This is a genomic window from Sulfitobacter geojensis (assembly GCF_000622325.1).
Classification (GTDB): Bacteria; Pseudomonadota; Alphaproteobacteria; order Rhodobacterales; family Rhodobacteraceae; genus Sulfitobacter; species Sulfitobacter geojensis.
In genome coordinates this window covers 2,219,726-2,244,672 of sequence record NZ_JASE01000005.1, presented here as the reverse complement: position 1 = coordinate 2,244,672, position 24,947 = coordinate 2,219,726, and the positions used below count along the sequence as shown (strand labels likewise).

General features: G+C 58.2%; 24 protein-coding genes. 12 read left to right on the top strand and 12 right to left on the bottom strand.

Translation table 11 applies throughout. The features are described 5' to 3' along the window. Nucleotides 1-82: 82 nt before the first annotated feature. Nucleotides 83-301: a Flp family type IVb pilin gene (locus Z947_RS0112905; RefSeq protein WP_052880616.1), complete on the bottom strand. Its 219-nt coding sequence runs from the start codon at nt 299-301 to the stop codon at nt 83-85. A 529-nt stretch (nt 302-830) separates the two neighbouring features. Between Z947_RS0112905 and acdA the strand changes: the two genes are divergently transcribed. Next, the gene (gene acdA / locus Z947_RS0112900; protein ID WP_025044713.1) at nt 831-2,027 is read left to right on the top strand and encodes a 3-sulfinopropanoyl-CoA desulfinase; all 1,197 of its coding nucleotides are present in this window, start codon (nt 831-833) and stop codon (nt 2,025-2,027) included. 39 nt (nt 2,028-2,066) lie between these two features. Continuing rightward, nucleotides 2,067-3,068, top strand: a complete 1,002-nt coding sequence (locus tag Z947_RS0112895; RefSeq protein ID WP_025044712.1) for an aldo/keto reductase — start codon at nt 2,067-2,069, stop codon at nt 3,066-3,068. A gap of 61 nt (nt 3,069-3,129) precedes the next feature. Here Z947_RS0112895 and Z947_RS0112890 read toward each other — a convergent pair whose 3' ends face one another. Next, nucleotides 3,130-4,749, bottom strand: coding sequence for a long-chain-fatty-acid--CoA ligase (locus tag Z947_RS0112890; protein ID WP_025044711.1), 1,620 nt, complete (start codon nt 4,747-4,749; stop codon nt 3,130-3,132). 91 nt (nt 4,750-4,840) lie between these two features. Between Z947_RS0112890 and Z947_RS22510 the strand changes: the two genes are divergently transcribed. From Z947_RS22510 to Z947_RS0112880, 3 genes are read left to right on the top strand one after another with little or no spacing between them, the layout of a single operon-like run. Beyond that, nucleotides 4,841-4,990 carry a hypothetical protein gene (locus Z947_RS22510; protein WP_338057825.1) on the top strand — a complete coding sequence of 50 codons (150 nt, stop codon included), beginning with the start codon at nt 4,841-4,843 and terminating at the stop codon, nt 4,988-4,990. A gap of 9 nt (nt 4,991-4,999) precedes the next feature. Further along, complete coding sequence (locus tag Z947_RS21075) at nt 5,000-5,323, top strand: acyl-CoA thioesterase (protein ID WP_338057843.1); 324 nt, start codon at nt 5,000-5,002, stop codon at nt 5,321-5,323. Nucleotides 5,324-5,326: 3 nt separating this feature from the next. Next, a complete protein-coding gene (locus Z947_RS0112880; RefSeq protein ID WP_025044710.1) occupies nt 5,327-5,788 on the top strand; it encodes a GNAT family N-acetyltransferase in 462 nt (153 codons plus the stop codon). A 25-nt stretch (nt 5,789-5,813) separates the two neighbouring features. On the opposite strand, the gene pgi is transcribed toward Z947_RS0112880, so the two are convergent. Genes pgi through zwf form a run of 3 tightly spaced genes read right to left on the bottom strand, consistent with a single transcriptional unit; the run spans nt 5,814 to nt 9,540 of the window. Continuing rightward, a complete protein-coding gene (gene pgi, locus Z947_RS0112875; protein WP_025044709.1) occupies nt 5,814-7,406 on the bottom strand; it encodes a glucose-6-phosphate isomerase in 1,593 nt (530 codons plus the stop codon). Continuing rightward, nucleotides 7,406-8,077 (bottom strand): 6-phosphogluconolactonase, encoded by a 672-nt coding sequence (gene pgl, locus Z947_RS0112870; protein ID WP_025044708.1) that lies wholly within the window; start codon nt 8,075-8,077, stop codon nt 7,406-7,408. Before pgl ends, pgi begins: the two co-directional genes overlap by 1 nt. Beyond that, on the bottom strand, nt 8,074-9,540 hold the full coding sequence (gene zwf / locus Z947_RS0112865; protein WP_025044707.1) for a glucose-6-phosphate dehydrogenase: 1,467 nt from the start codon (nt 9,538-9,540) through the stop codon (nt 8,074-8,076). Before zwf ends, pgl begins: the two co-directional genes overlap by 4 nt. Nucleotides 9,541-9,759: 219 nt before the next feature. Here zwf and Z947_RS0112860 point away from each other — a divergent pair, with 219 nt between their 5' ends. Continuing rightward, entirely contained in the window at nt 9,760-10,719 is a 960-nt protein-coding gene (locus Z947_RS0112860) for a radical SAM protein (protein ID WP_025044706.1), read from the top strand. 4 nt (nt 10,720-10,723) lie between these two features. Here the strand turns inward: Z947_RS0112860 and Z947_RS0112855 are convergent, their stop codons facing one another. Continuing rightward, complete coding sequence (locus Z947_RS0112855) at nt 10,724-11,791, bottom strand: DUF2855 family protein (protein ID WP_025044705.1); 1,068 nt, start codon at nt 11,789-11,791, stop codon at nt 10,724-10,726. Between the two features lie 83 nt (nt 11,792-11,874). After that, entirely contained in the window at nt 11,875-12,144 is a 270-nt protein-coding gene (locus Z947_RS0112850; RefSeq protein WP_025044704.1) for an usg protein, read from the bottom strand. Nucleotides 12,145-12,334: 190 nt separating this feature from the next. Between Z947_RS0112850 and gyrA the strand changes: the two genes are divergently transcribed. Continuing rightward, complete coding sequence (gyrA, locus tag Z947_RS0112845; protein WP_025044703.1) at nt 12,335-15,085, top strand: DNA gyrase subunit A; 2,751 nt, start codon at nt 12,335-12,337, stop codon at nt 15,083-15,085. A 217-nt stretch (nt 15,086-15,302) separates the two neighbouring features. On the opposite strand, the gene Z947_RS0112840 is transcribed toward gyrA, so the two are convergent. The 4 genes from Z947_RS0112840 to Z947_RS0112825 form a co-directional block, all read right to left on the bottom strand. Beyond that, nucleotides 15,303-15,650: a hypothetical protein gene (locus Z947_RS0112840; RefSeq protein ID WP_025044702.1), complete on the bottom strand. Its 348-nt coding sequence runs from the start codon at nt 15,648-15,650 to the stop codon at nt 15,303-15,305. 134 nt (nt 15,651-15,784) lie between these two features. Further along, a complete protein-coding gene (locus Z947_RS0112835) occupies nt 15,785-17,260 on the bottom strand; it encodes a carboxypeptidase M32 (RefSeq protein WP_025044701.1) in 1,476 nt (491 codons plus the stop codon). A gap of 1 nt (nt 17,261) precedes the next feature. Beyond that, nucleotides 17,262-18,410 carry a heme A synthase gene (gene ctaA, locus Z947_RS0112830; protein ID WP_025044700.1) on the bottom strand — a complete coding sequence of 383 codons (1,149 nt, stop codon included), beginning with the start codon at nt 18,408-18,410 and terminating at the stop codon, nt 17,262-17,264. A 249-nt stretch (nt 18,411-18,659) separates the two neighbouring features. Beyond that, the gene (locus tag Z947_RS0112825; RefSeq protein WP_025044699.1) at nt 18,660-19,412 is read right to left on the bottom strand and encodes an RNA methyltransferase; all 753 of its coding nucleotides are present in this window, start codon (nt 19,410-19,412) and stop codon (nt 18,660-18,662) included. Nucleotides 19,413-19,532: 120 nt separating this feature from the next. Here Z947_RS0112825 and Z947_RS0112820 point away from each other — a divergent pair, with 120 nt between their 5' ends. After that, nucleotides 19,533-20,153: a thiamine phosphate synthase gene (locus Z947_RS0112820; RefSeq protein ID WP_025044698.1), complete on the top strand. Its 621-nt coding sequence runs from the start codon at nt 19,533-19,535 to the stop codon at nt 20,151-20,153. A gap of 39 nt (nt 20,154-20,192) precedes the next feature. Here the strand turns inward: Z947_RS0112820 and Z947_RS0112815 are convergent, their stop codons facing one another. Beyond that, nucleotides 20,193-21,383: a HupE/UreJ family protein gene (locus Z947_RS0112815; RefSeq protein WP_025044697.1), complete on the bottom strand. Its 1,191-nt coding sequence runs from the start codon at nt 21,381-21,383 to the stop codon at nt 20,193-20,195. On the opposite strand from Z947_RS0112815, the gene Z947_RS0112810 reads away from it, so the two are divergent. The 4 genes from Z947_RS0112810 to Z947_RS0112795 all read left to right on the top strand — a co-directional run bounded on the left by Z947_RS0112810 (nt 21,367) and on the right by Z947_RS0112795 (nt 24,931). Continuing rightward, nucleotides 21,367-22,194, top strand: coding sequence for a DUF4198 domain-containing protein (locus Z947_RS0112810; RefSeq protein WP_338057824.1), 828 nt, complete (start codon nt 21,367-21,369; stop codon nt 22,192-22,194). The genes Z947_RS0112815 and Z947_RS0112810 overlap by 17 nt on opposite strands. A 51-nt stretch (nt 22,195-22,245) precedes the next feature. Beyond that, nucleotides 22,246-23,130 (top strand): PfkB family carbohydrate kinase, encoded by an 885-nt coding sequence (locus tag Z947_RS0112805; RefSeq protein ID WP_025044695.1) that lies wholly within the window; start codon nt 22,246-22,248, stop codon nt 23,128-23,130. Then, nucleotides 23,127-24,068, top strand: a complete 942-nt coding sequence (locus Z947_RS0112800) for a pseudouridine-5'-phosphate glycosidase (RefSeq protein WP_025044694.1) — start codon at nt 23,127-23,129, stop codon at nt 24,066-24,068. Before Z947_RS0112805 ends, Z947_RS0112800 begins: the two co-directional genes overlap by 4 nt. An 86-nt stretch (nt 24,069-24,154) precedes the next feature. Continuing rightward, a complete protein-coding gene (locus tag Z947_RS0112795; protein WP_025044693.1) occupies nt 24,155-24,931 on the top strand; it encodes a DUF502 domain-containing protein in 777 nt (258 codons plus the stop codon). Nucleotides 24,932-24,947 lie beyond the last annotated feature (16 nt).

Below are 24,947 nucleotides of genomic sequence, written 5' to 3'. Positions count from 1 at the left end.
GGTGCCTGTGTTTTCGTTAAGGTCGGAAAGTTGGTTGGTGCTTGCGATCCGAAAACCGCAAGCACGAGAGTATGAATGCTGATTAGCTGCCGCCGGCTGGGGCGTCGTCACCTGCTTCGTCGATAACCGTGGCGACATCGCTGAATTTCGTGTTGGTAGACGTACCGAGTGATGTGACACCCACAACGATTACGGCACCCACAAGGGCGACCATCAGGGCGTATTCAATTGCGGTCGCACCGTCTTCGTCTTTGGCGAAAGTGCGGAGTGCTTTGTTCAGGGCGTTACGTGTAAGGGTCATGTTAATTCTCTTTTCGATTGGTGGTCGGTAGTGACCTGTGAGGGTCGCTAGTGACCCGGGGTGTGATTAGAAATGACAGCAATCCCCACAGGTCGATATCCGTCTTGGGAGTGAAAAATGGCCTTTAACACCTACGGCGCAGGTCTTTCATACCAAGGTATGATGCCATTCAGACCGGTTCGTGTTCGTCACTAGCCCCCCGAATGTCGAGAATAAGGCAGGTTCCCGTTTTAGATGATTTGAGCGTGAATGGTGGAAATGGTCCACTTTGTTGATTTGGATCAAGGGGCACAAGGACGGACGGTTTTACGCATATTCAAGGCCTTAACCTCTGTCTCCTTTGGCGGTGTGCCAATGTGATTCCGTTTGATTCGAGATAAATCGCCTGCGCCGTCCCAGCGATGGGGCGCAACCGATCCAAAGGCACGCCCGCGCTGGTGACATGAAGCCCGCCCACCCCCTGCCCCAAGGCATTGTGCGGTGCCCTTCAAAGGTTGTTCCGCCGCCGAAAAAACGTAACACTTGATTTATGAAAGATACCGAACCTCGCGCATCCTATCGCGCCATCGCCAAAGAACTGGCCACGACATTCGCACCGCGTGCGGCCAAATGGGACCGCGAGCGCAGCTATTGCTGGGACAACATCAAGGATCTGACGGATGCCGGTATCATGGGTATGACCCTGCCGACCCATCTGGGCGGGCAAGCGGCGTCATGGCTGGATACGGTTGTGGTGGTCGAGGAAATCGCAAAGGCTTGCACCCTGTCAGCGCGGATCGTTGTAGAGGCAAACATGGGCGGGATCAGCGCCATCATGGCCTATGGCACCGCAGCGCAGAAAGAACGTGTCGCACCCTATGTACTGGCCGGTGACAAGCCTGCGATCTGCATCACCGAACCTCAGGCCGGCAGTGCTGCCACCCAAATGAGCACAACAGCCCAGCGCACCGAAGGCGGTTATCTGTTGAACGGCGTCAAACACTGGATCACCGGCGGCGGCATTTCGAAGGTGCACCTTGTCTTTGCCCGTGTGCTGGACGGTGCCGGACAGGATCAGGGCATCGGCGGGTTCATCCTGTGCCATGATCCCGCGGCGGGTCTGACCCCGCAAGGGTTTCGCGTGGCGGGCCATGAGCGCACTATGGGGCTGTGTGGTATGCCGGAGGCGACACTGGCCTTTGATGATGTATTCATCGCGGATGAGGATGTGCTGCGGCCCCCTTCGGGATTCGGACGCGGTTTTGCCGATCTGATGAACGCCTATAACAGCCAGCGTGTGGGTGCGGGCACCATTGCGATGGGCGTCGCCGCCGGTGCGCTGGAGCATGCCAAACGCTATCTGAAAGAACGTGAGCAATTCGGCAGGCCGCTGGCCGAGTTTCAGGGGCTGCAATGGATGCTGGCGGATATGGACACTTCGGTGCATGCCGCGCGCCTGATGTTGCACGAGGCGGCGAAATCACGTGGCCCGAACGGATCCCCCTTTCCCGACATTACTATGGCGGCACGTGCGAAACTCTTTGCCTCGGAAGCGGCGATCAAAGTGGTGAATGACGCGCTGCAAATCTTCGGCGCGCGCGGCTATGGCAGCGAGGAACCGTTGGAGCGGATGTACCGTGATGTGCGGATGTTCACCATTGGTGGCGGCACGGCGCAGATATTGCGCACCCAGCTTGCCGGAAGCATTCTGGGCATGCGGACCCCGCAAACCCGCGATGGTACTTAAGGCCCGAAACAGACTATTCTTCAATCACAGGACCCCCAGATGAAAACCAGATCCCTTGGCAAGAACGGACCGCAGGTGCACCCCGTCGGCATCGGTGCGATGTCTTTTTCTAATTTCTACGGACCCACCAACGAGGCCGAGAGCCACGCCATTCTGGATACGGCGATGGACGCGGGGGTAACCCACATCGATACGGCCAATGTCTATGGCATGGGGACATCGGAAACCGTGATTGGCAGCTATCTGGCAGCGCACCCCGCGGCAAAGGATCATTTCACCATCGCCACCAAGGGCGGCATAACCCGCAACCCGGACGGGCCGGGAAATATCTTTGACAATTCGGCGCAACATCTAGAGGCGGAACTGGAGGGCAGCCTGAAACGGCTGGGCGTTGACGCGGTGGACCTTTATTATGTGCACCGCCGTGACGCGTCCCTACCCATCGAAGAGGTTACCGAAACGCTGGCCGCTCTGGTGAAGTCGGGCAAGGCCAAAGCCATCGGTTTTTCCGAGATTGCCCCATCGTCGTTGCGGCGTGCTCATGCGGTGCATCCGGTGGCCGCTGTGCAGTCGGAATATTCGCTATCGACACGCTCTCCGGAATTGGGGCTGGTGCAGACCTGCGCGGAACTGGGCACCGCGCTGGTCGCGTTTTCACCTGTGGGGCGGTCCTTGTTGACCGATACGCCACTGGGGTTTGACGCGGTGCAGGAACTGGCTTTTCTGTCCAGCAACCCCCGCTTTGTTGAACCAAACTACAGCGCCAATATCGCCGCCGTGAAAGGGCTGCAATCGCTGGCGTCCGATATGGGGATTTCCACAGCAGGTCTGGCCATCGCGTGGCTGCTGGCGCAAGGGGATCACGTGATCCCGATCCCCGGAACGCGATCCGTGGCACATTTCGCACAGCTTCTAGAGGGAGCGGACCGGACCTTGAGTGGCGACGACCTTGCGGCAATCGAAAAGGTGTTGCCGGTTGGCTGGGCCCATGGTGACAGATATGCGCCGCCACAGTGGAACGGGCCGGAGAAATACTGCTAGGCCGGTTACATCGGTTCCGTTGGGAAGGGACTTGTCGCCCCTTCCCGTGTGTAGGGTCGGTCTAGCCGATCAATACTTCGCCAAACTCTTCGCGCAGGTTGCGTTTCAGCACCTTGCCCGTGGCGTTGCGCGGCAGCACATCGGTAAAGACCACACGGTCCGGCACCTGCCACTTTGCGATTTTGCCTTCGAACACCTCAAGTACCTCGGCCTCTGACGGGTCTTGCCCTTCGGCTTTGACAGCGACCAAGATCGGGCGTTCATCCCATTTTTCGTGACGCGCCCCGATGACCGCGGCATCCGCCAGCATCGGATGGGCAATGGCGATGTTTTCCAACTCGACTGAGCTGATCCATTCGCCGCCAGATTTGATGATGTCCTTTGAACGGTCCTTGATCGTGACATAGCCGTCAGGATCCATCGTCGCCACATCGCCCGTGTCAAACCAGCCGTTGGTCAGGGTTTCTTCGCGTGTGGAGCGGAAATATGCATCCAGAATCCAGTGGCCGCGTGTGACCAGATCGCCCTGTGCCTTACCATCATGAGGCAAGGGGTTGCCGTCGTCATCGAGAATTTCAAGTTCGACACCGAACACGGGACGTCCCTGATTTTCACGCAGGCTGTGCTGTGCTTCGATTGGCAGTTCCAGATGTTTGGACAAGGGCCGGTTCACAGATCCCAAAGGAGACATTTCCGTCATGCCCCAGGCGTGTACTGTATCCACGCCGAAATCCTCGCGGAAGGAGGTGATCATCGAAGGCGGACAGGCAGAGCCGCCGACAACGGTGCTTTGCAGGCTTTCGAGCTTGCTGCCGATTTTCTTGGCTTCTCCCAGCAGACCCAGCCAGATTGTTGGCACCCCAAGGGCAATTGAAACCTTGTAGCTGTCAATCAGTTTAACAAGCGACGGCCCGTCCAGTCCCGGCCCCGGCATCACCATGCGCGCCCCGCTCATGGCGCAGGCATAAGGCGAGCCCCATGCGTTGACGTGGAACATCGGGACCACCGGCAAGACGATATCCGTGGCCTTGATGCCCAGACTGTCCGCCATGTTCACACCAAAGGAATGCAGCACAGTGGAGCGGTGTGAATAAAGAACGCCCTTCGGGTTGCCCGTCGTACCGGAGGTGTAACACAGGCTGGAGGCGGTGTTTTCGTCGATCTGCGGCCAAGTGTAGGCATCATCACCCGAGGCAACCAGATCGTCATAGAATTTCAAACCCGGTAACGCTTTGGCGGCTTCCTCATCGGTGCCTTCCATCAGCACGACATGTTCCAGATGCTCCAGCTTGTCGCGGATCGCGGCGACCAAAGGCACAAAGGTCTTGTCGATGAACAGAACCTTATCTTCCGCATGGTTCAGGATATAGACCAGCTGTTCGGGAAACAGGCGCGGGTTGATGGTGTGGCAGACGAACCCGCCCCCCGAGACGCCGAAATATATTTCCAGATGGCGGCGGTTGTTCCACGCGATCGTGCCGCAACGCGCCTGCGGTTCGAGCCCCAGACCCGTCAGAGCGGAGGCCAGTTTGCGCGCGTTGAGCGCCACCTGCCCCCATGAGGTTTCTTCGACACCGCCCCCAGTATTGACCGAATAAATCTCGGCCGTGTTGTGGTAGCGTTCGGTATGGGCGATCAGGCTCGATATCAGCAGCGGTTGCGTCATCATTTGGCCAAGCATTGCGGTTTCCTCCCATGGAAATGTTTTGCCGTAACTTGAACAATGCGGCGTGCTCTTGCAAGCGGGTGGTGTCCCCCCTTAAGCATGTGACATGACGTTAACTTACCATACCCCGCTTTCCCCCGCCCAACAGGTTGTTGCCGGCATTGACCCCGTGCAACCTCTGGCCATGGCAGACCGTGTTCGGTTTTCCGAATTGGACATTTTGAACCATGTAAATAACAAGGTTTACCTTGAATAGTTCGAACGCCTGCGGGTGCGATATTCGCAGGAATGGGGCATTTCAAACTATGGCAAAAGCGGTGTGAATCCACGGATTGTGATCCGGTCAGGCAACATTCGCTACCATCAGGAAATGCGGATGGACGAAGATTACGTTGCGACATGCGGCTGTCGTGCGTTTCGTACCAGTTCATACACGCTGGGTCAGCAGATTTGGTCAGGTGGTACGTTGCGGGCGACCTTTGACTGCGTGTTGGTGTTGTTGCAGCCTGACGGATCAGGCCGTTTCCCGATCCCGGACGAGATTCGCGCCCGATTCATCGCCGTCGATGGCGCGAAGCAGGAAGGATAACCCATGGCAGGTCAAAACAGTCACATCACCACCCGCCCGCTCAAGGCGACCGACCGCGCCGAATGGGATAACCTGTATCAGGGCTACGCCACGTTTTACAAAGTCGAACAAACCGCCGAAATGCGCGACAGGGTTTTCGGTTGGCTGATGGATGCGGAACACACCAGTAACGGGATTGTCGCCGAAAATGCGGATGGCAGGTTGGTGGGACTGACCCATTACCGGCCTTTTGTCAGCTGCCTTGGCGCGCGGACAAATTGTTTTCTGGACGATCTGTTTGTCGATCCCGCGGCGCGCGGTTCGGGGGCTGCGGATGCGCTGATCAAGGCGGTCGCGGATGTGGCGCGCGAAAACGGTTGGCCGGTCGTGCGCTGGATCACGGCGGATGACAATTATCGCGGGCGCGGCGTTTACGACAAACTGGCGACCCGCACGATGTGGGTCACCTATGATCATCAGGTCTGATGTCGCGCTTTGGGGCCGATGCTGATCAGGCGTCGCGGTGCCTGATCAAATAGTCGACCAATGAGGCGGTCGAGCTGTCCTTGCCCTCGGCGCTTTGTGTGCCCTCGACAACGGGTTGCAGCGATGTCGCCAGCTCCTTGCCCAGTTCAACGCCCCATTGATCATAAGAGTTGATCCCGAGGATCACCCCTTCGACAAACACGCGGTGTTCATAAAGCGCGATGATTTGACCCAAAGTATACGGGTCAAGCCGGTCATAGACCAACGTGGTCGACGGCCGGTTGCCGACAAAGACGCGATGTTGCGCCTGGCGTTCCAGTTCGTCACCACTTAGCCCCTTGTCCTGCATGATCTTGCGGGCCTGCGCCAGCGAGCGCCCCTGCATCAAGGCTTCGGATTGGGCCAGACAATTGGCAATCAGCAGGTGGTGATGATGCGCCAGTTCCGGTTCATGCCCGTTGGCCGCCACCATGAATTCGCAGGGAATGACACGGGTGCCCTGATGGATCAGCTGATAAAACGCATGCTGCCCGTTAGTGCCCGCCGCGCCCCAGACAACGGGGCCGGTGTCGCGCGGCGATGCGGTGCCGTCCATCTGCACACGCTTGCCGTTTGATTCCATCTCAAGTTGTTGAAAGTAATCAGGCAATAGCGACAGACGTTCATCGTAGGGCAATACCGCGCGGGTGGCGTGGCCGCAAATTTGGTTGTGCCAGATGCCGACCAACGCCAGCATCATTGGCATGTTTTCCAAAGGCTCGGCGGCGCGAAAATGGGTGTCCATGGCAAAAGCACCATCGAGAAAGGCGTTGAACCCTTTCGGCCCGATGGCGATCATGAGGGACAGGCCAATCGGCCCCCAGACGGAATAACGCCCGCCCACCCAGTCCTCGAAACCGAAGACTTGCGCAGGCGCAATGCCGAACGCGGCGGTCTTGTCCTCGGCGGTACTGAGGGCTGCAAACTGCGTTGCCGGATTGCCGCCATGATCCACCATCCACGCCCGCGCGGTGCGCGCATTGGTCATGGTTTCGATGGTGGTAAAGGTTTTTGAGGCGACAATGACCAGCGTGGTTTTGGCGTCCAGCCCGCGCAGCGTATCCGAAATATGCGCCCCGTCCACGTTCGACACAAAATGGCAGCGCGGCCCGTCGTGATACGGGGCGAGTGCTGCCACAGCCATGGCGGGTCCAAGGTCGGAACCGCCGATGCCGATGTTGACGACATCGGTGATGCCGCTGCCGCGGATCTGGTCGGAGAAATCCGCCATCCGTTTCAGGGTGTCGCGGATGGCGGGCATGACGTCTGCGCCGTCCACCATGACCGGCGCATCATCGCGGTTGCGCAGCGCGGTGTGCAAAACTGCGCGCCCTTCGGTATCGTTGATCTTGTCGCCCCGGAACATGGCATCGCGTTTGTCTGCGACACCGGCCTCCTCGGCCAACGCGATCAGATCGGCCCGGGTGTCGGCGTCAATGTTGGTTTTGGCATAATCAAACGCCATATCCTGTGTCTGGATGGTAAAGGATTTGGCACGTGTCGCATCCTCGAACAGCGCCAGAATGGGGCGTTCGCCAATGGCTTCAAAACGGGTGTGTAGTTTGTCCCAAGTCTGCATTACGCGGCCCAGTGCACGGTGGCATTGGCCAGTACCGCTCCTATGGGGGCTTCTTCGGGCGGCAGGCTTTGAGCGCGCTCCACGGCGGCGCGTTTCTCATCGCCAAAGATTACCAGATGGGTCGACAACGCGCCGGTGAGAACGTGCAATGGCAGGGTGACACGCACCATGTCCTGATCGACCGGTTGCACGGCGCACAACAGGGGGGCGTCATTTGCCATGGCCTCGCCCAGCCCTTGTGCATTGGGAAACAGCGATGCGGTGTGCATGTCAGCCCCCATGCCCAGCAACAACAGCGAGAGTGGCAATTCATCCTTGAGCGTTGGTGCGACCTCTGTGGCCCCTTCGGCGGCGGAAAGACCGTCACGGTAATAGGGAATGAACTGCGCTTGGGCTCCAAAGCCCGTGAGCAGCGTGTTCTTTACCAGCCGTGCATTGGAATGCGCGTTTTCTTCATCCACCCAGCGCTCGTCCGTCAGCATGACATGGACGCGCGACCAGTCGATTTCGACTGCGCTCATCATTTCGAAGATCGGCCCCGGCGTGGTGCCACCGGGCAAGGCAAACGAGGCATGATCCTGAACCGCCAAAGATTTGCGCAATTCGCCCGCCAGCACATTTGCAACAGACATGGCCAGCATCTCGCGGTCGGGGTATTCGATCAAATTCATAGGGATACCTTTCGCCATTCGCGGCCGTCCCGCCGCATTAATTCATGTGAATCCGTGGTGCCGTTGGACCCGCTGTCGTAGGGCTTGGGCACTTCGCCGCGTGCTTCCCAGCCGTGGATAATCGGATCGGTCCATGCCCAGGCCGCTTCTACCTCATCGCCGCGCATGAACAGGGTCTGGTTGCCACGGATCACATCCATGATCAGCCGCTCATAGGCATCGACGTGTTCGGCGTCATCATCCAGCGCTTCGGCAAATGTCATATCAAGGGGCACGTCGATCAGGCGCATACCGCCCGGTCCCGGTTCCTTGATCGTCACACCCAGCGTGATGCCTTCGTTCGGTTGCAGGCGGATCGACAGCACGTTGCGGTGTTGTCCGGCATCCGGCCCGAAAATCGAATGCGGCGTTTCCTTGAACACCACGGATATTTCCGAGGACCGCGCCGCCATACGTTTGCCGGTGCGCAGATAAAACGGCGTGCCCGACCAGCGCCAGTTGCTGATCTGGGTTTTCAACGCGATAAAGCTTTCCGTTTTGGAACGGGGATCACCCACCGCTTCGCGGTAACTTGGATGCGTGCCTTCCTGCCCTGCTTCTGCCTCGTATTGGCCACGCATGATGTGGTGGGGCAGAACGGGATCAAGCGCGCGGATCACCTTGAGTTTTTCGTCGCGCACCGCATCAGGGTCGAACCGCGCGGGCGGTTCCATCGCGATCAGGCACAACAGTTGCATCAGGTGGTTCTGCACCATATCGCGCATCGCACCGGATTTGTCGTAGTATTCGCCCCTGCCCCCGACACCGACGGTTTCGGCCACGGTGATCTGGATGTGATCGACGTATTGTGCGTTCCACAAAGGTTCAAACAGCATGTTGCCAAAGCGCACCGCCATCAGATTTTGCACGGTCTCTTTGCCCAGATAATGGTCGATGCGGTAAATCTGGTCTTCGTTAAAGTATTTGGCGAGCGTCCCGTTCAGCGCCTTTGCGGTAGCCAGATCGCGGCCAAAAGGTTTTTCGACCACGATGCGGGCATCCACATCTGCCATGCCCCAATGTTGCAACCGCTCTGCCAGATCGCCGAACAAGGAGGGGGCCACGGAGAAATAATATGCTTCAACGCGGCCCGTGCCTTTCATCAACTCTTGCAGTTCGGCCCACCCCGCTTCGCCTTTGGCGTCGATCGTGACATATTCCAGCTGCGCCAGAAAGGCGTCCAGCGTACCGGTAGGCGGTGTGTCGATGCCGCCGAATTCGTCAATCGCACCGGCAATCATTTCGCGGTAACCCGCGCTGTCCATATCCGTACGCGCCGCCCCGATGATCCGCGCCTCTGGCGGCATCTGACCGGCAATGAACCGCCGGAACAATCCCGGCAAAATCTTGCGCCGCGCCAGATCGCCCGTGCCGCCAAAGATCACCAGATCGAAAGGATCAACCGGAATAACCCGCGACACCATATGTGGCACACCATCATGAAGTTTGGTCATTTTATCCCCGTCTCTCATCTTTGCAGGCGCTGTTAGCGGTAACATAGTCAAATTTCAAGCGTTCACAAGCCCGTGCACACCCGCGGTGCAGGTCTTTTCAACACACTTTGGATACCGTAGCACAGTGGATAACATGAACAGCGGTGAAACAAGTGTTTTCCCATTATAATTGCCCAACGAGGAGCAGTCATGAAAGATCTGGACGTCACCGGTGCCACCGCCAATAGCGGCAAGTTTCAGGACCCTGCCCTGACCGCCAAAGGCGAAGCACGGGCAACCGTTGCTTTGAGTAACCCGCAGACGTTGTGGTTCAACACCGGCACCCTGTGCAATATCGAATGTGTGAACTGCTATATCGCGTCCAGCCCCAGCAATGATGCGCTTGTCTATATTACGGCTGACGAGGTGCGCGACTATCTTGACCAGATCGAAACGCGGAGCTGGCCCGTCCGCGAAATCGCGTTCACCGGCGGCGAGCCCTTTATGAATCCGCAGATGATCGACATCACCGAAGCGTCGCTGGCACGTGGTTATGACGTGTTGATCCTGACAAACGCCATGCGCCCGATGATGCGAAAATCCATGCAGGCCGGGCTGTTGCGGCTGAATGCGGCCTATCCGGGCAAGTTAACGTTGCGTATTTCTGTCGATCACCATCGCGCCGATCTGCATGATGCGGAACGTGGTGAGGGGGCGTTTGACAAGACCCTGACCGGCATGAAATGGCTGCGCGATAACGGGTTTACGATGGCTGTGGCGGGGCGATCTGTCTTTGGCGACAGTGACGCCGAAAGCCGCGCCGGCTACGCCGCTTTTTACGGCGAACACGGGTTGGATATTGACGCGAATGACCCGGCGATGACGGTACTTTTCCCCGAAATGGACGAATCCGTCGAAGTGCCCGAAATTACCACCGCGTGTTGGGGCATTCTGGATAAATCCCCCGATGCAGTGATGTGTGCGTCTTCGCGTATGGTCGTGAAACGCAAAGGCGCGGAGAAACCGGCGGTTCTGGCCTGCACGCTGTTGCCCTATTCGGCGGAATTCGAACTGGGCAACAGCTTGCAAGAGGCGGAACAGGACGTCGCGCTGAACCACCCCCATTGCGCCAAGTTCTGCGTTTTGGGCGGCGCGAGCTGTTCGGCCTGACCGCTTAAAGCAATCGGATCACATGCCCCTCGCGCGGATCGGCTTTGCCTGTCGCGAGGGCCGTGTACACCTCCGGGGCGGCGTCCATCCCGTTGTGCACCTTGACGCTTAGCCAGTCAGAGGCCTCATTGGCCAAGCGCAGGAATGCCTCCGTGATGCGGCGGTCGATTTCACCGGCGCCCCATTCCTTGCGACGTTTGGCGATCTGGGCGGGGGCGAAAAAGAACTCCGGTTTCACGCCCTCCAGCGCGACTGTCGGATTAAACGCATCCCAGTGGCTGATCCCGACGGCCGCTGAATGCTTTAATTCCGCCGCCAGATGTTTGTGCAACGCGGCCTTAACCGCGGCATTGCCCGACATATCAACATAGACCGACGGTTGATGCGCCAGTTGGTCGATTTCATCATAGCTCAACACCTGATCACAGGCACCCAGTCCTTGAACAAAGCTGCGATTACGCGCGGAGGTCAGCCCCACGATGGTGAAATCACGATCCTTATGCTCGGCCAGATATTTGCACAGTCCCAGACCGGTTTTGGAGGAGGCGCTGCCCACAATCACTTGTTTTGCGCCGAAATATGCGTTGTCCTCCAGCCAATCGGACAACAAGTACGATGTCGCCAGCAAGGGTTGCAGCAGGGCGCGGATATGGTCCTGATCTGGGGTTGTCTCGCCCACAGGGACATAGTTGTTGTAGACGGCAGGCAGGTCAACGCGATGCGCGGCGACATCGGTAACATTGCCGCGCGCTGACACTTCAGGGGTGATCACCAGCGATTCAGCCATGGGATAGAAACCGTAAAGCCGCGTGCCTTCTGCCAACATCTCGTTGCGGCTTTCGACGACCTTTCCGATGCCCCAAACCGGCACGATCCCCTGCCCCGGCACGCCACTGGGGAAGAACTGCCAATATCCAATCGCGAAACCGGACGCCGCATAGGTGACGTTATTGGCCGTCAGCGCATAGCTTTCCAGCGCGATGCGCACTTCGTTCGGTTGCAGGTCGGCGGGTGCGCTTTCGTCCTGCGTGACGGCGGTGATCTTTTGTTGGTCGACCAGTATACGCTGCATGTTTTTTCCTCCCATGGATTTGGCATCAGCCTAACCAACGGAATTTCCAAACGCTTGCGTAAAAACATTCGACGTTGCGGCATTTAGTGCAGGGTGAATTCGCCAACCTGATTTTGCCACTCCCCCGCGCCAATCAGTTTGCGATGGGTAAAACGCACCGAATGCAACGGTCCGTCCAGTTTGCTTTGCCAGAATTCGACAAATTCAAACAGTTTCGGATGGTCCGGTGCCAGATCATAGTCCTGCCAGATATAGCTGTTCAGCACATGGGTATAATCGGGCATGTGATAAAAAAACTCTGCCGTGGTCAGCCCGTAGCCCTTAAGCATCAACTCGGTTTCTGATGGGGTCATTTTGACCTCCCTTTCTTGCTGCTGCACGATCAGCCTTGCACAAAAGATTTACTTTTCAATGAAAACAATCCCTTGCGGCTGCGGCGCGGGATAAACCGGTGCAGCGGGGCCACAGGGATTGCACCTTATCTGCGCTCTCTGCTATATCTGAACGCTATATGTAGACCTGATCAAAAGTCGAGCTTTCAACGTGAACGACACGCCAGAAACACCTGATAACAATGATGAAAACCTGCCTGCTCCCTACGTCTATGACGGGCCGCAGGTTACCATCGAGCACGAGATGCGTACGTCCTATCTGGATTATGCCATGTCGGTCATTGTGAGCCGTGCCATTCCCGACCTGCGCGACGGTCTGAAACCGGTTCACCGGCGCATTCTGTATGCCATGTACGAAACCGGAAACACCCACGACAAAAGCTATCGCAAGTCGGCGCGTCCCGTCGGAGATGTGATGGGTCAGTATCACCCGCATGGTGACAGCGCGATCTATGACGCACTTGTGCGTATGGCGCAGGATTTCTCGATGTCTCTGCCGTTGCTCGACGGGCAAGGCAACTTTGGCTCCATGGACGGCGATAACGCGGCCGCCATGCGCTATACCGAAGTGCGTATGGACAAGCCTGCGTCATACTTGCTGGCCGATATCGACAAAGATACAGTCGATTTTCAGGACAACTACGACGGCAAGCAGCAGGAACCGACGGTCCTCCCTGCCCGTTTCCCGAACATGCTGGTCAACGGTGCTGGCGGTATCGCGGTTGGTATGGCGACGAACATTCCGCCGCATAACCTTGGCGAAGTCATTGACGCCTGCCTTGCGCTGATCGAAGAGCCTGATCTGACTTCCGAGCAGTTGATCGACTATATTCCCGGCCCCGATTTCCCCACCGGCGGCATCATGCTGGGCCGTTCCGGTGCGCGCAAAGCCTACCTTGAAGGACGCGGCAGCGTCGTCATCCGCTCCAAAACGCGGGTCGAGGAAATTCGCAAGGACCGCTGGGCGATTGTCATCGACGAGATCCCCTATCAGGTGAACAAAGCCACAATGATCGAACGCATTGCCGAAGCGGCACGCGACAAGAAGATCGAAGGCATCGCGCATGTTCAGGATGAATCCGACCGTAGCGGCGTGCGGGTCGTCGTTGAGCTGAAGCGCGACGCGACTGCCGAAGTCGTGATGAACCAGCTGTTCAGGTTCACACCGATGCAAACCTATTTCGGCTGTAACATGCTGGCGTTGAATGGTGGCCGCCCCGAGACGCTGACACTGCGCCGTTTCCTGACCTGTTTCCTCGACTTCCGCGAAGAAGTTGTTGCGCGCCGCACTGCATATCTGTTGCGCAAAGCACGCGATCGCAGCCACATCCTGTGTGGTCTTGCTGTGGCGGTCACGAATATCGACGAAGTTGTCGCGACCATCCGCTCCTCTGCTGATGCGGCTGAGGCGCGTGAAAAGTTGATGACCCGACGCTGGCCCGCACAGGACATCCTGCCCTATATCGCGCTGATCGACGATCCGACCCATACCGCGAATGAAGACGGCACCTATAACCTGTCCGAAATTCAGGCCCGCGCCATTCTGGAACTGCGCTTGCAGCGCTTGACACAGATCGGCGTCAAGGAAGTCACCGACGAGCTGGAAGAACTGGCCGGTAAGATCAAGGAATACCTTGAGATTTTGGGCAGCCGCGAGCGGATCATGGGGATCATCTCGGACGAGTTGCAGGAATGCAAAGACCTTTTCGCCGTGCCGCGCCGTACCGAGATCGTCGACTGGTCCGGCGACATGGACGACGAAGACCTGATTGCCCGCGAGGACATGGTCGTGACCGTGACTTCAGGTGGGTACATCAAACGCACGCCGCTCATCGACTTCCGCAGCCAGCGTCGTGGCGGCAAAGGTGTGTCCGGCATGGCGACAAAAGAAGAGGATGTCGTCACGACCCTTTTCGTGGCGAACACCCACACGCAGCTGTTGTTCTTCACCACCGATGGCATGGTCTACAAGCTCAAGACGTGGCGTTTGCCTGCGGGGGGGCGCACGTCCAAAGGTAAGGCGATTGTGAATATCCTTCCGATTCCGACAGGTGTTTCGATTGCCGCCATCATGCCGGTGGACCGCGACGAAAAAGAATGGGACGACCTGCAAGTGGTATTCGCCACCTCGGCAGGCACGGTACGTCGCAACAAACTGTCCGATTTCACCAACGTTATGCGCAACGGCAAGATCGCGATGAAGTTTGAGGACGAGCATGCCGAGACAACGCTGATTAACGCACGCATCGCCTCGAATGAGGATGATGTGATGCTGGTCACCGATTCAGGTCGTGCAATCCGCTTCCCTGCAACCGATGTGCGCGTGTTCAACAGCCGCGCCTCTGTCGGGGTGCGCGGGATCAAGTTGAACGGGGACGACAAGGTTGTGTCCATGTCAATCATCCGCCACTTCGACGCCACAAGCGACGAACGTGCAGCATATCTCAAAATGCGCCGCGCGATGGCGGGCATTGCTGATGATGCGGACACCGGCACTGACGAAGAAGTTGATCCAAATGCGACCATTGATCAGGCGCGCTATGCGGAAATGTCAGCGGCGGAAAACCTGTTGCTGACGATCACCGCGCAAGGGTCGGGCAAGTTGAGTTCAAGCCACGACTACCCTGTGCGGGGACGTGGTGGTTTGGGTGTCACCGCCATGGACAAGGCGATGCGCGGCGGGCAGATCGTTGCGAGCTTCCCTGTAGAACTGGATGACCAGATCATGCTGGCCACGTCCAAAGGCCAATCCATCCGCGTGCCGATCGAGGGGATTTCCTTCCGTTCGCGCAGCGCCGGCGGGGTCAAGGTGTTTGATACGGGCAAGGGCGAAGTTGTGGTCAGCGTCGCGTGGATCGCAGATCAGGGTGACGAAGAGGGCACAGCCACCGACGCAGAGTAATCTGTGTCGGGCCCCCCTCTTGCGGGGCATTCAGACATTCCATGCCGCTCACCTAGAAATTTGAAAATGCGCAAAATCCGGCCGGTCACGGCCGGATTTTTTTACGCTCTTCGACATCTGTCGCTCTGGTATGACGCCGGATCTCTCAGCATGGATGACACAAAAAAGGCCCCCGAAACCGGAGGCCTTTTCCATCAATCGCCAATTGGCGAAATGTTTAGTTGGTGCCGTTTGTAGAGTTGCCGCCGCCGCTGCTGGCGATGGCTGCAACTGCACCGGCTGCAAGAACAACCAGGAATACGGAGCCTGCACCCAGACCACCCGCGAACAGGCTGCTGCCGGCAGGGATATCATTGGCTGCAACACAACGGCGTACTTCGGTGCCGTTCTTTGCTACGATATCAATGCTGCAGTTGTATGTGTTGCCATCGGCACCAATCACTTCAACAGGGAAGTCGGCGTTGCCGGTCGCGTTACCAGTCGCCTGACCTTCTACTTTTACTTGAGCAAAAGCAGTTGTGGAAACCAATGCGAGTGTCGCGGCGAGTGTCAGAACGGATTTCATGGGGCTACCCTTTAAGCAAAAAATTCTTCGTCACAATTGCATAATTCGTCGGCCTTAGGAACCAAAGAAACACCGATCGCGTGAGATATCTCGTGTATTTGCGGGGAATTGCGGCATTTAGACCGCATATTGCCTTATAATCCGTAAAGATCGCCAAATTTCTGTGAAAGGTATCGAATCAACGGGGCTTCATTCGGGGGCATCCCGCTCGCCTTTTCGATCACCTCGCGTGGTTCGAATAGCCCGCCGTGTTGCTGTACCGATTGTTGCAACCACCCTGTCGCCACGGCGGTATTGCCCTGCGCAAGATCTGCATCCAGCTCTGGCAGGTCAGCGCGCATCGCCTCGTTCAGGCACCCGGCATAGACATTGCCCAGCGTATAGGTCGGGAAATACCCGATCAGGCCGACGGACCAATGCACGTCCTGCAACACGCCGTTGGATGCCTTATCAACTGCATAGCCGAAATCCGCCTCGAAACGGTCATTCCAAGCGGCTTCAAGATCGGCGACCTGCAAATCATGGCTGATCAACGCCCGCTCCAGATCAAAGCGCATCAACACATGTAGATTGTACTGTAATTCGTCCGCTTCGGTGCGGATAAACCCGTCAGAAACGCGGTTGACGATCTTATAAAAGGTCTCCGCATCTGCCACGCCGAAATCGCCAAAGGCTTCCTTCATCTGTGCAAAAAGAAAGCCGGTGAAGGCGCGGCTGCGGCCAATCTGGTTTTCGTAAATCCGGCTCTGGCTTTCATGCACCCCCATCGAGGCACCCTGCCCCAAAGGCGTCAGCAAATAATCACGGCTGATGTTCTGCTCATACGCGCCGTGGCCGACTTCATGTATGGTGGAATAAAAGCAGTTAAACGGATCCGTCGGGTTGGTGCGTGTGGTGACACGCACATCCAGCCCCGAACCGGAAGAAAACGGATGCACCGCCTTGTCGACACGTCCGTGGCTCATGTCATAGCCAAAGGTACGCGCCAGTTGACGCGTCAGCTTCATCTGCGCGCCTTCATCAAAGGTGCCGGTCAGCTGTGGTGGCGCTTTGGCCTCACGCACCGCAGCGCGCAGTTTGCTCAACTCCGGGCGCAAAGCCCCGAACATCGCCTCAAGCTCGGCGCCGGTCGTGCCCGGTTCGTAATCCTGCAACATCGCATCATAAACGTTGCCGCTGGCGGCCAGCGCCTGCCCTTCCTCGCGCTTCAACGCCAAAACTTCGGTCAACGTTGGTGCAAAGGCGGCAAAGTCATCTTCTGCCCGCGCCTCTGCCCATGTGCCTTGAGCCTCTGAGGTGACACGCGCAATCCGCGCGGCCAATGCAGCGGGCACTTTGCTGGCGCGTTCGTAGGCACGGCGAATATGGCGGATCTGCGCACGGCCGACCTCGTCCAGCCCGGCCGCATCTATGCTCTCGAGCCATTCTGCAACCTTCGGATCGGTCCGCCGGCTGTGCAACACCCCTTCAAGGGCGGCCATTTCCTCGGCCCGCTGCGCCGCGGCCCCACGCGGCATCATGGTTTCCTGATCCCAACCCAACCGGCCCATGACCTGTGAAAGGGCCTGCGTCTCGCGCTGGTGCGCCATTAAATCGGCATAGGCTGTCATGTCAGTTTCCTTGAATACGAGAAGCAATGGGATAGGCGCTGAGATAACGTGCGCGCAGGATCAACACCCAAAGAACCACGGCAAGCGCCTGATGAACAAGGGCAATATGGACAGGTGCTGCATAAAGAACGGTGGTAATGCCCCAGAGGATCTGCAAAGCCAGCACCGCCATCACCGCGTTGAAAGCAAAGCGTGTCGTGGCGTGGGCCGATTTGCGTCCGCGCAGCCAGACGACAATACCAAAGACCGCCGAAAGATAACCGCTGATCCGGTGCATAAACTGTACAAGACCGGGGTTCTCGAAGAAATTGCGCCACGCCGGTGTCTCGCTAAAGGCATCCGGCGGGAAAAACTGGCCCTGCATCAACGGCCAGTCGATAAAGTACCGACCCGCATCAATGCCCGCGACCAGAGCCCCCAGCAGGATTTGCAGAAATGTAAAATGCATCAACCCTGTGGCCAATGAAAACTGCTTCGCCTCTTTGGCCCGCCGCGCTTGCATCAGATCACGCTCGGACCTGCCCAGCAGCAGCACATACCATGTGATAAAGCCGAGGATCACAAAAGCCAGCCCCAGATGGGTCGCCAACCGATAGCTTTTGACATCCAGAACGCCCTCGCCCGTGGTCACGCCAGAGGCAACCATCCACCATCCAATCGCCCCCTGCGCGCCGCCCAGAACGCCCAGCAATAACAACCGGCCGGTCCAACCGGCAGGGATCTGGCGGCGCAACAGGAACCAGAAAAACCCGATCGCCCAGACCAGCCCGATCACACGTCCCAACTGGCGATGGCCCCATTCCCACCAATAGATCAGCTTGAAATCTGCCAACGTCATCCAGGCATTCTGTAGCTGGAACTCGTCAATTTGCTGGTATTTTTCAAATTCCGATGCCCAATCCGCCGCATTCAACGGCGGCACGGCACCTGTAAAAGGGCGCCATTCAGTGATCGACAAACCGGAATCCGTCAGCCGGGTCATCCCACCCACGGCAATCATCAAAAAGACCAGCGCAAACAGCACCATCAACCACACCCGCATGGCTTTGCGCCCCGCGCCGCGTCCGCGATCAATCACACCCGTTTGCACCACTGGCTCGTGCCCTTGGGCACTATCGACATCTTCAAATAGCTTGCGTTTTCCAGCCATGTTCCGCCTCTAAATCGCTGTTGAAAGAGTGGTATTGCAACTGACGGCCAAGGTCTAGGGCCACACCCCGCCGCGAACAATTTGCCGCAACTTCGCTGTGACAGCGCGCCGCCCGCCCATCAGCCCCCCCTCTTTTTGGCTTTAAATCCTGCAGAGCGCGAGACAGCGTCTCGCCCTGATTTTCCTTGGAAAATTAATAAAATCGCGTGCGGACCTGCCCGCACCTTTGCACCGCTTCAACCGAATGCCTCAGTCGCGTTCTTTCCAACGCACCATCTGCCGCATCATACCGTGCAACATCTGCACATCCGCCCGCGTCAGGGGCATGCGCGACCACATGTTGCGCAGGTTTACCTTCATCGAGGTTTCCTTATGCGCTGGATAAAAGAATCCCGCATCCTCCATCCGCTCCTCGTAATGGGTGGCCAGATGCTCGACTTCCTGACCGCTTGCCCATTGCGTGCCGGCCAAACCGTCTTCATGTGCGACGACGCCATCGCCGCCGCGCATCCATTCATAGCCCATCAGCAAAACACATTGCGCAAGGTTCAGCGATGCAAACGCCGGATTTACCGGCACCGAAACAATCGCATTGGCGCGGGCTATGTCGTCGTTCTCCAGCCCTGCGCGTTCGGGTCCGAACAGCACTGCCACGCGCTGGCCCGACGCAATGCGTTTGCGCGCCTCGTTCATGGCGGCTTCGGGGCTGTAGACCGGTTTGGTCAAATCCCGGTCCCGCGCCGTGGTGGCAAAAACGAAATCGCAATCCGCCAGCGCATCGGGCAGATCCGCGCAAAGCTTGGCCTCGTCCAGCAACCGCCCCGCGCCCGAGGCCATGGCGACCGCCGCCGGATTTGGCCAGCCGTCACGCGGTGCGACGATGCGCATGTGATCAAGGCCGAAGTTCCACATCGCACGGGACGCAGCCCCGATGTTTTCACCCATCTGCGGGCGGACCAGAACAAAAGCAGGAATGGCGGGAGGGATCACTATATCTGACATAAACCGCGTCATACGCGCGGGTGTATGCGCCTGCAAGGCCACCCGCCGCATGCAAACCCCCGTTTTCTTTTCCGCAGCCTTGGGCTAGTGCTGCATGAGTTACCGCAAAAGGACGCCCCGATGGACACGCCCGACCAGCCGCAAATCTACCTGATCACCCCGACCGAGATCGACCTCGCCGTATTTACACCGCAACTGGCAAGCGTTCTGGATGCGCATCCAGTCGCCTGCGTGCGTCTCGCCCTGTCCACCAAGGATGAAGTCGACCTGTCACGCGCCGCCGATGCGCTGCGCGAGGTGACCCATGCACGCGATGTGGCTTTGGTGGTCACAGATCATTTGCTGATGGTCGAACGTCTTGGCCTTGACGGTGTGCACCTTTCTGATGCGGCGCGCTCCGTGCGGTATGCGCGCAAGGAGCTGGGCGAAGATGCAATCGTTGGCAGCTTTTGTGGCCCGTCCAAACATGACGGCATGGCCGCTGGTGAAGCGGGTGCGGATTACATCAGCTTTGGACCGGTGCAGGCCAGCGCTTTGGGCGACGGATCCTTTGCAGAGCGCGAGATCTTTGAATGGTGGTCAGAAGTGATTGAAGTGCCAGTCGTTGCAGAGGGCGGCGTAAGCGAAGACATGGTCCGCGCGCTGGCCCCTTACACCGATTTCTTCGGCATCGGCGATGAAATCTGGTCGCAGGATGCCCCTGCTGCAGCGCTTGGCTCCCTGATCAAAGCCATGGGTTAGGGTGGGCGCAAACCCACCCTAATTGTTTGCGACGCGCGTTTACAGGAACACCCGTTCGATCACCCACCACGCTCCGATGATCGCGATCAGCAAGGATCCGGTCACGGAAACGGCGCGGAACATCACCGGATAGCTGCGCACGGCCCCCTCTTCGCCGTCGATCTTGGCGGCTTCAGCGGCACGCACGCTCAGCCATATCAACAAGGCGACCAGGGCAATCACGGTCAACTGTCCCAGTTCCACGCCGACGTTAAAGCCGATCAGCGCCGGAATAAACTGACCATCCGGCAATCCGAATTCGCCCAGCACAGAGGCAAAGCCAAGCCCGTGCAACAATCCGAAACCAAAGACAATCAACGGGCGCCACTTGCTGAGCCCGCGCATAAAGATGTTTTCAACCGCGACATAGACAATTGATGCGGCAATCAGCGGTTCGACGATGGATCCGGGAATACTGACCCAGCCCGTCGCACCCAATGCCAGCGTGACGGTATGCGCCAGCGTAAAGGCGGTGACCTGCCACAGCAGCGGCCCCCAACGGGTGGACAGCAGGAACAGCCCCAAAACAAACAGGATATGGTCCAACCCCTGAGGCAGGATATGGTCAAAGCCGACCGGAATATAGCTGATCAGCGCTTGTGAGGCCGACATGGCATCGCCACCGGCGAGTGAGATTTCGCTGCTGGTTTCGCCGCCTGCGAGATATCCGGTAAAGGGTGCCTCCACCCCTTGTTGGCGCAGCACCATCGCGCCGCCGCCGTCGGGCCATGAGACAGTGACGTTCTGTGCGTCCTGTGCAACCGCGCCGCTCAGGACCCATTCGGACACCCGTGACAATTCGATGTCCACATCATCGGGTACGCGGATCGACTGGCTTTCGAGTTCAACCGGCTCCCCGTCAACCGAGACGAGCGGCAGATCATTCCACATGTCCAGCAGCGCCGGTGTACGTGCGCGAATGTCCTCACCCGACATGGCCCGCAGGGCATCATAGCCCGCCGCGTTTTCCGCGTCATTGGTGTCGCTCACCGCATCCAGATCAATGCCCGCGATAAAGGCTTCCAGATTGATCCGCAGGACCAGTTCGGCCTGCCCCTGCGCGACAGTTAGATCGCCAATGGTCGGTTCAACCTCATGGGCACGCGCGTCTGCTGAAAACAGAAAGCCAAGCATTGACAAACCTGTCAGTACCACCAGCTTGTACGCTGTCTTAATGAAAGTTGTTGTCATGTTTCCTCACCGCCTCTTTTCCCTTTTGCTTTGTGCTCTACCACTTGGTGCGCAAGCGCATGAATACTGGATAGAGCCCTTGTCTTATCAACTAGATGCAGGTGATCGAATTCAAGCGCATTTTAAGAATGGCGAAGATTTCAAAGGCAATTCACAGTCATTCTTTGACCGCAGCTCGACCCGTTTCGACATCCTGATTGATGGCACGCCCTTTCCCGTCACCCCCAGATCCGGTGATTCTCCGGCGCTGGATATTGCCCTGCCTGTCGAGGACAAGTTGCTTAGTGTGGTGCATGAAACAACCACTTCAACAGTGACGTATCGGGAATGGGCAAAGTTTCAAAAATTTGCAGCGCACAAGGATTTTCCCAATGCCGAAGCAGATCACATCGCCGCAGGCTGGTCACAGGTAAAGTTCCGCGAAATCTATTCGCGCCATATCAAAGCGTTGATTGCCGTGGGCAACGGGGCGGGAAACGACAGCGGTGCTGGCCTGAAAACCGAGTTTGTCGCGTTGAGTAACCCATACGCAGACGGTTTTGACGGAACCATGGAAGTGATGCTGTACCTCAACGGCGCCCCCCGCCCGGATGCGCAGGTCGAAGTTTTCGCACGCGCGCCTGACGACAGCGTCGACATCACCCTGCACCGCACCGATGCCGATGGCAAAGCGGTGATCCCCGTGTCCGCAGGCCACGAATACCTTTTCGATGCAGTTGTTTTGCACCCTGCGGCGGATGCCAATGCTGAGGAAAACGCCATCGTCTGGCAGACCTACTGGGCTGCGCTGACCTTTGCGGTACCGGAGTAAATCGCAGTATCCTGCTTGCGTCCGGCGGCCCCGCGCGGGTAAACCGCAGCTATGAATGCAACACCTGATATATTGTGCATCGGTTCCGTCCTTTGGGATGTGATTGGCCGGTCGGAAAACACCATGCGCCAAGGGTCTGACATGCCCGGGCGCATCACGCAATTGCCGGGCGGTGTGGCCCTGAACATCGGCATGGCGCTGGCCCGTTTCGGGTTACGTCCGGCCCTGTTAAGTGCCGTCGGGCGCGACACCGACGGTGATGCCCTGATCGAGGCGTGCAAGGTGCGCGGCCTGTTGACCGAATTCATCTACCGCTCGGACGATTTGCCAACAGATAAGTACATGGCCGTCGAAGGAGCAAACGGGTTGATTGCGGCCATTGCAGACGCCCATTCGCTAGAATCCGCGGGCGATAAAATACTGCGCCCCCTGACCGACGGCAGCCTGCCCGCGCCATATACCGGTGCCATCGCTCTGGATGGCAACCTGACCGTCGATCTGCTTGGCCAAATGGCGCAAAGCCCGCTGCTCGCCGCGGCTGATCTGCGCGTCGCACCTGCCTCTCCTGGCAAGGCACTGCGCCTCAGCCCCTTTATTCAGGCGAAACGCGGCACGCTTTACGTGAATCTCGAAGAGGCGGGGCTGTTGTGCCAGACCGCCTTTGCCAATTCGTCCGAAGCCGCCCGCGCCCTGCTGGCGCGCGGCGCGGTGCGTGCGGTCGTCACGGACGGCAGCAATCCGGCCACTGTCGGCGGTGCCGCAGGCATCGTGACCCAAGAACCGCCACAGGTTCATGTGACCCGTGTGACAGGGGCCGGTGACACCTTTATGGCAGCACATATCGCAGCCGAACTAAACGGGCATGATGCCCCCAAAGCATTGGCCCAAGCCCTTGAAGCGGCGGCCCTTTATGTCTCAGGAGAGACCACCATATGACAGATTTCCCCCTGACCTTCAGCACCGAAGTGGCCACGGCCCGTGACGGTAGACGCCCGATTGTGGCGCTTGAAAGCACGATCATCACGCACGGCATGCCCTATCCGCAAAACCTTGAGGTTGCTCGACAGGTCGAAGCGGATGTGCGCGCCGCCGGTGCCACGCCCGCCACCATCGCGGTGATTGACGGGCAGTTGCACATCGGCCTTGAGGCGGAGCAGTTGATTGCACTGGCGCAGGCCAAGAACGTGTCGAAACTCAGCCGTGCGGATATGGCGGTTTGTATCGCCACAGGTGGCACCGGTGCTACGACTGTCGCCGCCACGATGATTGCGGCACATTTGGCGGGCATCGCGGTTTTTGCAACCGGCGGCATTGGCGGCGTGCATAAAGGTGCGGAAGAGACATTTGACATTTCGGCCGATCTTCTGGAGCTGGCGCAGACGCCGGTCACGGTTGTTGCCGCGGGTGCAAAGGCTATTTTGGATGTACCCAAGACCCTTGAAGTGCTTGAAACCCAAGGGGTTCCTGTCATTGCGTACGGACAGGACAGCTTTCCGGCGTTCTGGTCGGCGACCTCTGATTTGGCTGCGCCCTTGCGACTGGATTCAGCGGCAGAGATCGCAGCGGCGCATCTGACACGCGCGGCCATGGGCCTGCCGGGAGGACAATTGATCGGCAACCCGATCCCAGCTGAGGATGAGATTCCCGCCGCGACACTGGCCCCGGTGATTGCCCAGGCCCAGCAGGACGCGGAAACCCATAACATCACCGGCAAGGGCGTCACCCCCTACCTGTTGCAGCGAATTTTTGAACTGACCGAAGGGCGCTCGCTCACCGCGAATATCGCACTAGTGCGCAATAATGCGCGGCTGGCGGCAGAGATCGCGGCAGTCCTGATCCCTGCGGATGCCCGAATACGCAGCACCACACGATGAAATTAGGCGTATGCGCTGTGCAACCCATTGTAGCAGCCGCATAAAGCACTTAACTGAAACGGGTCTAGACCGGATCAGAAACAAACATGAACACGCCTTTTGACCTAGAAACACCCCCCAGAAAACGGGGCAGTATCGTTGGATCGCTGCGCGCATCGTTTTTGACGGGGCTTGTGGTGATCGCCCCTGTCGGGCTGACGATCTGGCTGATCTGGTCGGTTGTCGGCTGGATCGACGGGTTTGTGCTGCCCTTGGTCCCGTCGTCCTATCACCCGGACCGGATGTTGCAGGACATGCTGGGGCTGGACCCTTCCGTGCAGATCAATGTGCGCGGACTTGGCGTTGTCATCTTTCTGATTTTCACGATTTTTGTCGGGTGGTTGGCCAAGGGTTATATTGGCCGCTCGATGATCCGATTTGCCGAAAGCCTTGTCCAGCGCACACCCGTGGTGCGCACAATCTATTCGGGTATCAAGCAGATCTCGGAAACGATTTTCGCCCAATCCGAACGCAGTTTCGAAAAGGCGTGTCTAATCGAATATCCCCGCCGTGGCATTTGGGCCTTGGGGTTCATTTCGACCGCCGCAAAAGGTGAAGTCGCCCTGAAAACCGGTGAGAAAGACGAAGCGATGGTTTCCGTCTTTTTGCCTACAACGCCCAACCCCACATCGGGGTTCTTGTTGATCTTCCCCAAATCCGATGTGATCGAACTGGACATGACTGTAGAAGATGCCGCCAAGCTGGTGATTTCGGCCGGGCTGGCATATCCGCCGGATCGTCCACAGGTCGCAGACGGTAAGGATGTGCTTGATCTGGCGGACAAAATTGCCGAAGTCGAAGCCGCGCGCACCGATAAGACCTGAGCTAGGCTATCGGCCC